Annotated in this window: 11 protein-coding genes; 8 read left to right on the plus strand and 3 right to left on the minus strand. The window is 68.2% G+C overall.

Annotated elements, in window-relative coordinates; translation table 11 throughout:
• The 4 genes from J7I98_RS08700 to J7I98_RS08715 all read left to right on the plus strand — a co-directional run.
• Nucleotides 1–895, plus strand: an 895-nt coding sequence (locus J7I98_RS08700) for a vitamin B12 dependent-methionine synthase activation domain-containing protein (protein WP_285438008.1), incomplete at its 5' end; no start/stop codon positions are given.
• A gap of 99 nt (nucleotides 896–994) precedes the next feature.
• Complete coding sequence (locus J7I98_RS08705; RefSeq protein WP_214920031.1) at nucleotides 995–1,696, plus strand: HAD family phosphatase; 702 nt, start codon at nucleotides 995–997, stop codon at nucleotides 1,694–1,696.
• 498 nt (nucleotides 1,697–2,194) lie between these two features.
• Nucleotides 2,195–3,796 carry an ABC transporter substrate-binding protein gene (locus tag J7I98_RS08710; RefSeq protein WP_214920032.1) on the plus strand — a complete coding sequence of 534 codons (1,602 nt, stop codon included), beginning with the start codon at nucleotides 2,195–2,197 and terminating at the stop codon, nucleotides 3,794–3,796.
• Nucleotides 3,797–3,877: 81 nt separating this feature from the next.
• The gene (locus J7I98_RS08715) at nucleotides 3,878–5,467 is read left to right on the plus strand and encodes an ABC transporter substrate-binding protein (RefSeq protein WP_214920033.1); all 1,590 of its coding nucleotides are present in this window, start codon (nucleotides 3,878–3,880) and stop codon (nucleotides 5,465–5,467) included.
• A 38-nt stretch (nucleotides 5,468–5,505) separates the two neighbouring features.
• Here J7I98_RS08715 and J7I98_RS08720 read toward each other — a convergent pair whose 3' ends face one another.
• Nucleotides 5,506–6,177, minus strand: coding sequence for a response regulator transcription factor (locus J7I98_RS08720; RefSeq protein ID WP_214920034.1), 672 nt, complete (start codon nucleotides 6,175–6,177; stop codon nucleotides 5,506–5,508).
• Between the two features lie 13 nt (nucleotides 6,178–6,190).
• Complete coding sequence (locus tag J7I98_RS08725; RefSeq protein ID WP_214920035.1) at nucleotides 6,191–7,111, minus strand: RecB family exonuclease; 921 nt, start codon at nucleotides 7,109–7,111, stop codon at nucleotides 6,191–6,193.
• A gap of 129 nt (nucleotides 7,112–7,240) precedes the next feature.
• Here J7I98_RS08725 and J7I98_RS08730 point away from each other — a divergent pair, with 129 nt between their 5' ends.
• From J7I98_RS08730 to J7I98_RS08740, 3 genes are all read left to right on the plus strand, one after another.
• Nucleotides 7,241–8,488 (plus strand): site-2 protease family protein, encoded by a 1,248-nt coding sequence (locus J7I98_RS08730; protein ID WP_214920036.1) that lies wholly within the window; start codon nucleotides 7,241–7,243, stop codon nucleotides 8,486–8,488.
• Nucleotides 8,489–8,559: 71 nt separating this feature from the next.
• The gene (locus J7I98_RS08735; protein ID WP_214920037.1) at nucleotides 8,560–9,468 is read left to right on the plus strand and encodes a tRNA (adenine-N1)-methyltransferase; all 909 of its coding nucleotides are present in this window, start codon (nucleotides 8,560–8,562) and stop codon (nucleotides 9,466–9,468) included.
• 161 nt (nucleotides 9,469–9,629) lie between these two features.
• Nucleotides 9,630–10,193 (plus strand): hypothetical protein, encoded by a 564-nt coding sequence (locus tag J7I98_RS08740; protein ID WP_214920038.1) that lies wholly within the window; start codon nucleotides 9,630–9,632, stop codon nucleotides 10,191–10,193.
• A gap of 4 nt (nucleotides 10,194–10,197) precedes the next feature.
• Here the strand turns inward: J7I98_RS08740 and J7I98_RS08745 are convergent, their stop codons facing one another.
• Complete coding sequence (locus J7I98_RS08745; RefSeq protein ID WP_214920039.1) at nucleotides 10,198–10,518, minus strand: ferredoxin; 321 nt, start codon at nucleotides 10,516–10,518, stop codon at nucleotides 10,198–10,200.
• A gap of 242 nt (nucleotides 10,519–10,760) precedes the next feature.
• Here J7I98_RS08745 and arc point away from each other — a divergent pair, with 242 nt between their 5' ends.
• Nucleotides 10,761–12,527: a proteasome ATPase gene (gene arc, locus J7I98_RS08750; RefSeq protein ID WP_214920040.1), complete on the plus strand. Its 1,767-nt coding sequence runs from the start codon at nucleotides 10,761–10,763 to the stop codon at nucleotides 12,525–12,527.
• Nucleotides 12,528–12,563: the final 36 nt, after the last annotated feature.

Consider the following 12,563-nt stretch of genomic DNA (forward strand, 5'->3'; position numbering starts at 1 on the left):
CGAACTCAAACAACGCCGTGTGCCCAAGCGGGACACGCCGGTCCTCGATGTCCAGGAGCCCGAGGGCGCGTCGCGCTCCGACGTCTCCACCGACAACCGGATCCCGGAGCCGCCCTTCTGGGGCACCCGGGTCGTCAAGGGCATCGGCCTCAAGGAGTACGCCTCCTGGCTCGACGAGGGCGCGCTGTTCAAGGGTCAGTGGGGCCTCAAGCAGGCCAGGGCCGGGGACGGGCCGACGTACGAAGAGCTCGTCGAGACCGAGGGCCGCCCCCGCCTGCGCGGCTGGCTGGAGCAGCTCCACACCAGGAACCTGCTGGAAGCCGCCGTCGTCTACGGCTACTTCCCCTGCCACTCCAAGGGCGACGACCTGATCCTCCTCAACGACGACGGCTCCGAGCGCACCCGCTTCACCTTCCCGCGCCAGCGCCGCGGCCGCCGCCTGTGCCTGGCGGACTTCTTCCGCCCGGAGGAGTCGGGCGAGCCGGATGTCGTGGGCCTTCAGGTCGTCACCGTCGGCTCCAAGATCGGCGAGGCCACGGCCGAGCTGTTCGCATCCAACTCCTACCGTGACTACCTCGAACTGCACGGCCTGTCTGTGCAGTTGGCGGAGGCGCTCGCCGAGTACTGGCACGCCCGCGTACGAGCCGAGCTCGGCTTCGGGGGCGAAGACCCGGCCGATGTCGAGGACATGTTCGCGCTCAAGTACCGCGGCGCGCGCTTCTCGCTCGGGTACGGCGCCTGCCCGGACCTGGAGGACCGCGCGAAGATCGCCGAGCTGCTCCAGCCCGAGCGGATCGGGGTCCACCTCTCGGAGGAGTTCCAGCTCCACCCGGAGCAGTCCACCGACGCGATCGTCATCCACCACCCGGAGGCGAAGTACTTCAACGCGCGATAGGGACGGACCAGTCGTAGACTGGTGGGTCCAGCGCAGGCCGGTCGCCTTCCCCACTGGGAAGACGGCCGGCCTTCTCGTCCCTTCAGGAGGTGTGCCCGGATGACCAGCACGGTCCCCGCGCCCAGTACCCGTACAGCGGAAGGCTCTGCCCTCCAGGCCGTCTTCCTCGACATGGACGGCACCCTGGTCGACACCGAGGGCTTCTGGTGGGACGCCGAGGTGGAGGTCTTCGCGGCCCTCGGCCATCCGCTGGACGAGGCATGGCGCGACGTGGTGGTCGGCGGGCCCATGACGCGCAGCGCCGGCTACCTCATCGAGGTCACCGGCGCCGACATCACCCTCCCCGAGCTCACGGTGCTGCTCAACGACCGCTTCGAGCGGCGCATCGAACGCGGCGTACCCCTGATGGCGGGCGCTGCCCGGCTGCTCGCCGAGCTGGCGGCGCACGAAGTGCCGACCGCCCTGGTGTCCGCCTCGCACCGCCGCATCATCGACCGCGTCCTGGAGTCCCTCGGCCGGGAGATGTTCACGTTCTCGGTCGCGGGCGACGAGGTGGTCCGTACGAAGCCGCACCCCGAGCCGTATCTGCACGCCGCGACGCGGCTCGGCGCCGACCCGATGAGATGCGCGGTCGTCGAGGACACGGCGACGGGCGTGGCGGCCGCGGAGGCGGCGGGCTGCCGGGTGGTGGCCGTGCCGTCCGTCGCACCGATCGCGCCCGCGCGCGGCCGGGCCGTCGTGGGATCGCTCGAAGAGGTCAATCTCGCCTTCCTCAGGACCTTGATCACACGAATGAACTGATCCCGCACCGAGCGTGCATCCCTGAACGGAACGGAAACTCTGGGCATCGGGCCGTGCGTTGTGCGTGACACATGGGATGAGAAATTCACAGTGGATCAACGGCATTGATTGAGTGACCTTTGTCACTCTGAATGCCGTCGTCGAGGCCGTGCGGGGCTTCCCAGTCGCTCCGTGGTCCCGTTTTCGGCTCCCTTGTGTCCCTATTGGTGAGGTCCTGTACGAATCATTCCCGCCCAGGGCGGCGCCGTCCCGCCGTTCATGATCAACGGTCGGCGGCGGGCCGCCCGGTGCCCGGTCCAGCCGCAGCGGCGATTCGCACTAATCTCATCGCGAGAACTTCGCCGCAAACATCACGTGCCTCAGCGCTCGATCAGCTGCTGAGACCACCGACCCCGATCGCTCTGATCCCGGCCCGATCGCTCCGCCCCGACCGGGCGGCCGCGGCGGAGTGTCCCGTACACCGCTGAACTCAGTGCCGGATGAGGGAGAACGTCCAGGATGAACCGCAAGACTCTGGTGCTGCCGGCCGTGATCGGCCTGCTCGCCCCCGTGCTGGCCGCGTGCGGCGGGCCGGACATCGGGGGTAAGGGCGGCGACGCCATTGTTGTGGGCACCACGGACCAGTTCTCCGCCACGAAGGAAGCCCCCGCTCCCTTCGACCCGGCCTTCGCCTACGACGCCGGTGCCTGGAACGTCCTGAGGCAGACCCTCCAGACGCTGATGCGCGCGCCGCGCGGCGGCGGCGAGCCGGTGCCCGACGCGGCCTCCAAGTGCGGCTTCACGGACACCCAGAACGAGAGCTACCGCTGCACCCTGCGCAGCGGGCTGACGTTCGCGGACGGCGACGCCGTGACGGCCGAGGACGTGAAGTTCTCCATCGAGCGCGTCCTGAAGATCAAGAACGACAACGGTCCCGTCGCCCTGCTCTCCAACATCGACATGATCGAGACCAACGGCGACAGCGGAATCGTCTTCCACCTCAAGACGCCGGACGCCACCTTCCCGTACAAGATCGCGACGCCGGCCGCCGGCATCGTCGACTCCGACACGTACAAGGCGAAGCAGCTCCGCGACGGCGTCGAGGTCGACGGCTCGGGCCCGTACACGCTGGAGACGGAGACCGAGGGCGGCAAGGTCGTCAAGGCGGTCTTCACCAAGAACTCCGAGTACAAGGGCGACTTGAAGTTCCAGAACGACAAGGTCGAGCTCCGGTCGTTCCCGGACGCAGCGTCCATGGAGAAGGCCCTGCGGGACGGCGAGATCAGCCTGATGACCCGCACCCTCGACCAGGACCAGATCAAGAAACTCTCGGAGAACCCGGTCGAGGGCATCGACCTCATAGAGATGCCCGGCCTGGAGATCCGCTACCTCGGCTTCAACACCGAGGACTCCGTCGTGAAGAGCAAGGCGGTGCGCCAGGCGCTGGCCGCCGTGATCGACCGGGGGCAGCTGGCGAGCAAGGTCTACCCGGCCACGGCCGAACCGCTGTACTCGATCATCCCGAACACGATCGTCGGGCACCAGAACTCGTTCTTCAACAAGTACGGCGAGCCGAACCGGCAGAAGGCCGCGGGGTTCCTGCGCGCGGCCGGCATCAACACCCCGGTGAAGCTGACGCTGAACTACACGACCGACCACTACGGGACCGCCACGAAGGCGGAGTTCGAGGTGCTGCAGGAGCAGCTCAACGCCTCGGACCTCTTCGACGTCACCATCGAGGGCACCGAGTGGTCGAAGTTCCGTGAGAACCAGAAGCGCGGCGAGTACGCCGTCTACGGAATGGGATGGTTCCCCGACTTCCCGGACGCCGACAACTACGTCGCGCCGTTCCTGGACAAGGACAACTTCCTCAACTCCCCGTACGTGAGCGTCGAGACCCGGAACAAGCTCATTCCGGAGTCGCGACGTGCCACCGACCGGGGCTCGGCTGCGAAGCCGTTCGAGCGGATCCAGGAAATCGTCGCCAACGACGTACCGGTTCTGCCGCTGTGGCAGGGCAAGCAGTACGTCGCCGCGCGCGACGACATCACGGGCGTCGAGTGGGCGATCAACTCCTCGTCGGACCTGCAGTTGTGGGAGTTGGGCCGCGGCGTCTCCTGACGCCGGCAGTGCATTACCCGGCAGCGAAGACCGCGCCGCCGGCGGGCAATTCAGTTCTGTGAATCTGTGAGGCAAGGTTCTGTGAAAAGGCGTAACCAGTGGCTGACGGCACCGCTTGCGGCGGGTCTGGCGGCGGGTCTGCTCAGCGGTTGTGGCACCGAGGAGGGCGGCTCGGGGGGCACGGGTGACGCGGTGGTCATCGGGATGTCGGACGAAGTGCTGGCCACCGATCCGGCTTCGGGTTACGACCCGGGCTCCTGGCTGCTGTTCAACAATGTCTTCCAGTCCCTGCTCAGCTTCCCCAAGGGCAGCTCCGTGCCGCAGCCCGAGGCGGCCGAGCAGTGCGGCTTCGAAAAGGGCGGCAGCACTGTCTTCCAGTGCACCCTGCGCAGTGGCCTGAAGTTCAGCAACGGCAACAGCCTGACCTCGAAGGACGTCAAGTTCTCCTTCGAGCGCTCGCTGAAGATCAACGACAAGGCCGGCCCCGCGGCCGTCATGCTCGCCTCCATCGACACGGTCGAGGCGCCGGACGAGCGCACTGTCGTCTTCAACCTCAAGGTTCCCGACGCCACCTTCCCGAGCAAGATCGCGTCGGGCGCCGGCTCCATCGTCGACCACCGTGAGTACCCCGCCGACAAGCTCCGTACGGACAACAAGGCCGTCGGCTCGGGCCCGTACAAGCTGGACTCCTTCGGCGAGAAGGAGGCTGCCTTCTCGGTCAACGGGAGCTACAAGGGCAGCGCCAAGGTCAAGAACTCCGGCATCGCCATGAAGCTCTTCCACGGTGACCAGAAGGCCCTGGCCGCCTCCCTCAAGCAGGGTGACGTCGACATCGCCTACCGAGGCCTCACCGCCGGGGACATCGCGGAGCTCGACAACGCGGTGGCGAGCAACGACAAGGGCATCGACGTCATCGAAGGCACCAGCGCCGAGGTCCAGCACCTGGTCTTCAACATGAACGACCCGGTCGTCGGCAAGCTCGCGGTGCGCAAGGCCATCGCGTACCTCGTCGACCGCGACGCCCTGGTCCGGGACGTCTACCAGTCCACGGCCGAGCCGCTGTACTCGATCGTCCCGGCCGGCATCGGCGCCCACAACACGGCGTTCTTCGACACCTACGGCGGGACCCCGCAGCCCGACAAGGCCGAGAAGGCCCTGCGCGCGGCGAACATCACCGAAAAGGTGAAGCTCACGCTCTGGGCCACGCCCAGCCGCTACGGACCCGCCACGGTCCACGAGTTCGAGACCATAGCCAAGCAGCTCAACAAGAGCGGGCTCTTCGACGCGAAGGTCGAATCGGTCGGGATCGAGCAGTACGACAAGGACATCGCGGCCGGCAAGTACGGCGTGTACGTGAAGGGCTGGGTCCCCGACTACCCGGACCCGGACAACTTCACCCAGCCGTTCTTCGGCAAGGACAACGTCCTCGTCAACAACTACCAGAACAGCGAGATCACCGGCCGGATCATCCCGAAGGCCGCCGCCTCGGCCGACCGCACCAAGGTCGACGCGGACTTCGGCAAGCTCCAGGACACCGTTGCCGCGGAGCTGCCGATCATCCCGCTGTGGCAGGGCAAGCAGTACGCCGTGGCCCAGGACAGCATCTCGGGCCTCGAGTGGACCCTGGACACCTCGACGGTCTTCCGTTTCTGGGAGATCAGCAAGAACTGACGGCCCTCAACAGCCGGCCGGGCCGGGTCCGGCGTCCGCTACTGGGCGCCGGGCCTGACCAGGCCACTCTCGTACGCATACACCGCGGCCTGCACCCGGTCGCGCAGCCCCAGCTTCGTCAGCACATGACCCACATGCGTCTTGACGGTCGTCTCGCTCACGAAGAGATCAGCGGCGATCTCCGCATTGGACAGACCACGGGCCACCAGCTTGAGCACCTCGACCTCGCGGTCGGTCAGCGTGTGCAGCGTGTCCGGAACCTGCTCATCGCCGGACGGCAGATGATCCGCGTACTTGTCGAGCAGCCGGCGCGTGATGCTCGGCGCCAGCATCGCCTCGCCCGCCGCGACCACCCGGATCGCCTGCACGAGCTCATTGGCGGGCGCGTCCTTCAGGAGGAACCCGCTCGCACCGGCGCGCAGCGCCTCCACCACGTACTCGTCGAGGTCGAAGGTGGTCAGCACGAGCACCTTCGCCGGACCGTCGCGGCCGGGACCGGTGATCTGACGGGTCGCCTCGACACCGTCCATCCGAGGCATCCGGATGTCCATCAGGACCACATCGGGCTGCAGCGCCCGGACCTGGTCGAGTGCCTGCAGACCGTCTCCGGCCTCGCCGACGACCGCGAGATCCTGCTCGGCCTCCAGAATCATCCGGAAGCCGGTGCGCAGCAGCGGCTGGTCGTCGACCAGTAGGACGCGGATAGCCACGAAGTCTCCTTCTCTAGACCGGGCCCATTCTGCCCTGGACGTCCTGTGCCGGTTCGGCCGGGCGGTCCCGCACGGGTTCGTCCGGGCGATCGGACGCCGGGGCGATGCTCAGCGGATAGACCGGCGGCGTGCCGCCGAACTCCGGGCACACCGCCTGGTGATCGCACCAGCCGCACAGCTTCGTCGGACGCGGCCGCCAGTCACCCGTCTCAGTCGCTTCCTTGATCGCGTCCCACAGCGCCAGCAGCTTGCGCTCCACCCGCTCCAGGTCCGCCTCGACCGGGTCGTACGTCAGGACGTCGCCACTGCCGAGGTACACCAGCTGCAGCCGGCGCGGCACGACGCCCTTCCACCGCCAGATCACCAGCGCGTAGAACTTCATCTGGAACAGCGCGCCCTCGGCATACTCCGGCCGGGGCGCCTTGCCCGTCTTGTAGTCGACGATCCGCACCTCACCGGAGGGCGCCACATCGACGCGGTCGATGATGCCGCGCAGCCGCAGCCCCGACTCCAGCTCCGTCTCGACGAAGAGCTCACGCTCGGCGGGCTCCAGACGCGTGGGGTCCTCCAGCGTGAACCACCGCTCGACCAGCTCCTCGGCCTCCACCAGCCAGCGCGACAGCCGCTCGCCCTCCGGATCCTCGGCGAACAGCTCCGTCAGCTGGGGCTTCGACTCCAGCAGCCTGTCCCACTGCCCGGGCACCATCGCTCTCGCGCGCCCCGCCGTACGCTCCGCCGCCGGGTCGTCGAAGAGCCGCTCCAGCACCGCGTGCACCAGCGTGCCCCGCGTCGCCGCCGCGCTCGGCTTCTCGGGCAGCTTGTCGATCACCCGGAACCGGTACAGCAGCGGACACTGCATGAAATCGCTCGCCCGCGAAGGGGACAGCGACATGGGGCGCTGGGCGGCGTCGGCCCGACCGGGACTCGTAGTCATGACTCAAGACCCTACGGCCCGCCACTGACACTCCTCCGCATACCATCGAGCGCAGACCCCTCTCTCGCTGCATGGCCGGGTGACCGCCCGGCGCAGCGGCGAGTGAATGCGTACCGACGAAGGGAACCCGTGAACGACAGCGGCGAGAGCGGACGGCCGCAGGCCGGCGCAGGGGGAACGGGACCCGGCGCCTCGCCCGACGGCAAGAAGCCGCAGCGCCCGCGCGAACCGGGCGGCGGCCTTCTGATGGGCCGCCCGTTCGGAGTGCCGGTCTACGTCGCGCCCAGCTGGTTCCTCGTCGCGGCGCTCATCACCTGGGTCTTCGGCGGTCAGCTCGACCGCGTACTCCCCGAGTTGGGCAACGTCCGCTATCTGGTCTCCCTCTTCTTCGCCGTCGCGTTCTACGCCTCCGTACTTGTCCACGAGCTGGCCCACACCGTCGCAGCGCTGCGCTTCAAGCTGCCGGTGCGCCGCATCCAGCTGCAGTTCTTCGGCGGGGTGTCGGAGATCGAGAAGGAGTCGGAGACCCCGGGGCGCGAGTTCATCCTCGCCTTCGTCGGCCCGCTGCTCTCGCTCGTCCTCGCGGGAGTCTTCTACGCCGGCATGAGCGCGGTCGAGCCCGGCACCGTCCCCGGCGTCCTGCTGGCCGGCCTGATGATCTCCAACCTCATCGTGGCCGCCTTCAACCTGCTCCCCGGCCTGCCGCTGGACGGCGGCCGGATGCTCCGCGCCGTCGTCTGGAAGATCACCGGCAAGCCGATGAGCGGCACCATCGCCGCCGCCTGGGTCGGCAGGGCGCTCGCCGTCGCCGTCCTCATCGGTCTCCCGCTCCTCACCCACACCGGCGCCCTCGGCAACTCCACCGAGGACATCGGCGGCATGGAGACCGTCACCGACGCACTGCTCGCCGCCATCCTCGCCGCGATCATCTGGACCGGCGCCGGCAACAGCCTCCGCATGGCAAGGCTCCGCGAACACCTCCCCGACCTGCGCGCCCGTACGCTCACCAGGCGCGCGGTCCCCGTCGAGTCGGCCACCCCGCTCTCCGAGGCCCTGCGCCGCGCCAACGAGGCCGGCGCCCGCGCCCTGGTCGTCGTCGACAGCCAGGGCGAGCCCACCGGCCTCGTCCGCGAAGCGGCCATCGTCGGCGTCCCGGAACACCGCAGGCCCTGGGTCGCGGTGAGCGGCCTCGCGCAGGACCTCACGGACGACCTGAAGGTCGCGGCCGAGCTGGCCGGCGAAGCCCTCCTGGAGCGCCTGAGGGCCGCCCCCGCCACCGAGTACCTGGTCGTAGAGGAGACGGGCGAGATCTACGGCGTCCTGTCCACCGCCGACGTGGAACGCGCCTTCGTGGCGGCCATGGCCCGCCCGCAGTAGCCGGGCCCCCGGACCCGCCCGACGGCGGGAGGCGGCGAATCGGCCCCCGAAAAGACCGGTAGGCTGGTCACATGTCCGAACCGACCGGTGCCGCCCGACGTCGCGGCCCCTTCAAGGTCGGGGACCAGGTCCAGCTCACCGACCCCAAGGGACGCCACTACACGTTCACTCTCGAGGCCGGGAAGAATTTCCACACCCACAAGGGTTCCTTCCCCCACGACGAGTTGATCGGTGCTCCCGAGGGCAGTGTTGTCCGTACCACGGGAAACGTCGCCTACCTCGCGCTGCGCCCCCTGCTCCCCGACTATGTCCTGTCCATGCCTCGCGGTGCCGCCGTGGTCTACCCCAAGGACGCGGGGCAGATCCTGGCCTTCGCCGACATCTTCGCCGGCGCCCGCGTCGTCGAAGCGGGCGTCGGGTCCGGCTCGCTGAGCAGCTTCCTGCTGCGCGCCATCGGCGACCAGGGCATGCTGCACTCCTACGAGCGCCGCGAGGACTTCGCCGAGATCGCCACGCAGAACGTGGAGCGCTACTTCGGCGGCCCGCACCCCGCCTGGCAGCTCACTGTCGGCGACCTCCAGGACAACCTGTCCGACACGGACGTCGACCGCGTGATCCTCGACATGCTCGCCCCGTGGGAGTGCCTGGACGTCGTCTCCAAGGCGCTCGTCCCCGGCGGCATCCTCTGCTGCTACGTGGCCACCACCACGCAGCTGGCCCGCACCGTCGAGTCCATCCGGGAGATCGGCTGCTTCGCCGAGCCGACCTCCTGGGAGTCGATGATCCGCAACTGGCACGTCGAGGGCCTTGCCGTCCGCCCCGACCACCGGATGATCGGCCACACCGGTTTCCTGCTCACCGCCCGCCGCCTCGCGGACGGAGTGGAGGCGCCGCTGCGCCGCCGCCGTCCCGCCAAGGGCGCGTACGGCGAGGACTACACAGGCCCCGGCAGCGAGAGCGGGTCCGCCTCCCGAGGCTGACCCGACAACGAGCAAGCGCCGCCGCCGAGTTCCCCGACCGACCGGGGAACTCAGCGGCGGCGCTTTTCTGTTGCGGTACGGACCCCGGCGTTCCGCTCTGCTGTGACGTATGGCACGATGCTCGCCACCCCACCGGTACTGCCCCACAGGAGACAGCTCGCGTGCAGACCTCCGCCGTCCCGGACCTCGCACACACCCGGCCCCGCCCGGTGCACTGGCTTGCCACGGCCACGGCGATGGCCGCGGTCGTCGCGGCAGCCGGTTTGCTCCAGCCCGAGGCCGCCACCGCATCCCAGGCCGCCCCCGGTGCGGGCCCGGCCAGGGTCTCAGCCGCACCCGACGCGTCGAGTGCGACGTATCCGCTGGAGTGCCGCGGCCGCGGCGTGAAGCCTGTCGTGGTCAAGAAGGGCTCGGGCGATCTCGACGGCGACGGCCGGCCCGAGACCGTGGCGGTCGTGCGCTGCGCATCGGGAATCGGCACCCCGTCGAGCGGCGTCTACGTACTCACGGGGCCGGCACGCGTCGTGGCGACCCTGGTGGACCCGGCGGACGGGCTGAGCGTCAGCGATTTCGCCGTGCGCGAAGGCACGGTCGCGGCGACGCTGCTCGGCTACTCGTCGCCGGACGTCCCGCGCTGCTGCCCGGACAAGCAGGAGAAGGTCAAGTGGCAGTGGAAGGGCGGCAAGTTCGCCCGGTCCGTGCAGTCGGATGCGCGCAGTATGTGATCCGTCACTCTGCGTCGGGGCCGTAGACCTCTACCCTGTCCGAAACGCGGCGTACGTGGATGCAGTCGCCCGGGCACTCCTTCGCCGAGTCCACAACGTCGCGGAGAAGCGGCAGCGGTACGGGCGTTGTGGCGCCGGGGCTCTGCAACAGCTCGTCGTCGGCGCTCTTCACGTACGCCAGGCCGTCGATGTCGAGCTCGAAGACGTCGGGGGCGTACTGCACGCAGATTCCGTCGCCGGTGCAGAGGTCCTGGTCGATCCACACCTCGAGCGGGTCGCCGGTCTGCGCGCCTTCGACGGTGGGAGCCTTCTGCTGCACGGTCATTTCTCCTGCCGTTTCCTGCGCGGTTGTAGCAATTGGAGCCAGCCCTGACGGGTGTTGAACGCTTCGACGATACAACCGCCCGCTTTCCGATGTTGATGGGTGGGTATTCCCCAGAGGTGAGGGAGTACGCAAGGGTGAAGATCGGACACACCCCGACCGTCTTTGTGATCTAGGGGTTTCAACCAGCACCCGCCCAGGTAGGGTCAGGAAGCGTCCAGCTCCCCTTGGAGGAGGTGAGGACCGTGGCAGCCCACGACGACGACATCAACCGCGGCATCCGGCCGGGGCGAGGGTCTGAGGACCCCGCCGGCCAGGTTGCCTATCTCGAGCAGGAAATCGCCGTCCTGCGCCGCAAGCTCGCCGACTCTCCGCGTCACACGAGGATTCTCGAAGAGCGGATCGTCGAGCTGCAGACCAACTTGGCAGGCGTGTCCGCTCAGAACGAGCGGCTCGCCAACACGCTCCGCGAGGCCCGCGACCAGATCGTGGCTCTCAAGGAAGAAGTCGACCGGCTCGCGCAGCCGCCGGCCGGCTTCGGTGTCTTCCTCATGGCGAATGAGGACGGCACGGCCGACATCTTCACCGGTGGCCGCAAGCTACGGGTGAACGTCAGCCCCAGTGTGGAGCTCGAAGAGCTCAGGCGTGGCCAGGAAGTCATGCTCAACGAGGCCCTCAATGTGGTCGAGGCCATGGAGTTCGAGCGGGCCGGGGAAATCGTCACTCTCAAGGAGATCCTTGAGGACGGCGAGCGAGCCCTGGTGCTCGGGCACACCGACGAGGAACGGGTGGTGCGGCTCGCCGAGCCGCTGATGGACGCGACCATCCGCCCTGGTGACGCCCTCCTGCTGGAACCCAGGTCCGGCTACGTCTACGAAGTCATCCCGAAGAGCGAGGTCGAGGAGCTCGTCCTCGAAGAGGTCCCGGACGTCGACTACACCAAGATCGGCGGCCTGGGCAACCAGATCGAGCTGATCCGCGACGCGGTCGAGCTTCCGTACCTCTACCCCGACCTCTTCAAAGAGCACGAACTGCGGCCCCCGAAGGGCATCCTGCTCTACGGTCCGCCCGGTTGCGGCAAGACGCTGATCGCGAAGGCCGTCGCCAACTCCCTTGCCAAGAAGGTCGCCGAGGTGACCGGGCAGCCCGCGGGGAAGAGCTACTTCCTCAACATCAAGGGCCCCGAGCTCCTCAACAAGTACGTCGGTGAGACCGAGCGGCACATCCGCCTCGTCTTCCAGCGTGCCCGGGAGAAGGCGAGCGAGGGTACCCCCGTCATCGTCTTCTTCGACGAGATGGAGTCCCTCTTCCGCACCCGTGGCTCCGGTGTCAGCTCGGACGTGGAAAACACCATCGTTCCGCAGCTGCTCGCCGAGATCGACGGTGTGGAGGGCCTGGAAAACGTCATCGTCATCGGCGCCTCCAACCGTGAGGACATGATCGACCCGGCGATCCTGCGGCCGGGCCGGCTCGACGTGAAGATCAAGATCGAGCGTCCGGACGCCGAGGCGGCGAAGGACATCTTCGCGAAGTACCTCACGTCCACGCTGCCGCTGCACGCGGACGACCTGTCCGAGCACAGCGGCTCCAAGGACGCCGCGGTGCACGGCATGATCCAGTCGGTCGTCGAGCAGATGTACGCGGAGTCCGAGGAGAACCGCTTCCTCGAGGTCACGTACGCCAACGGCGACAAGGAAGTCCTGTACTTCAAGGACTTCAATTCCGGCGCGATGATCCAGAACATCGTCGACCGGGCCAAGAAAATGGCCATCAAGGCCTTCCTCGACCAGAATCAGAAGGGCCTCAGGGTCTCCCACCTCCTCCAGGCTTGCGTGGACGAGTTCAAGGAGAACGAGGACCTGCCGAACACCACGAACCCGGACGACTGGGCCAGGATCTCCGGAAAGAAGGGCGAGCGGATTGTATTCATCCGCACCCTTGTCACCGGAAAGCAGGGCGCGGACACCGGACGCTCCATCGACACCGTGGCAAACACCGGGCAGTACCTGTAGAAGGCAGACCGGCTGCGGGTGCCCGCACGGGCATCC

This window comes from Streptomyces sp. ISL-98, assembly GCF_018614055.1.
Lineage (GTDB): Bacteria > Actinomycetota > Actinomycetes > Streptomycetales > Streptomycetaceae > Streptomyces > Streptomyces spiramyceticus.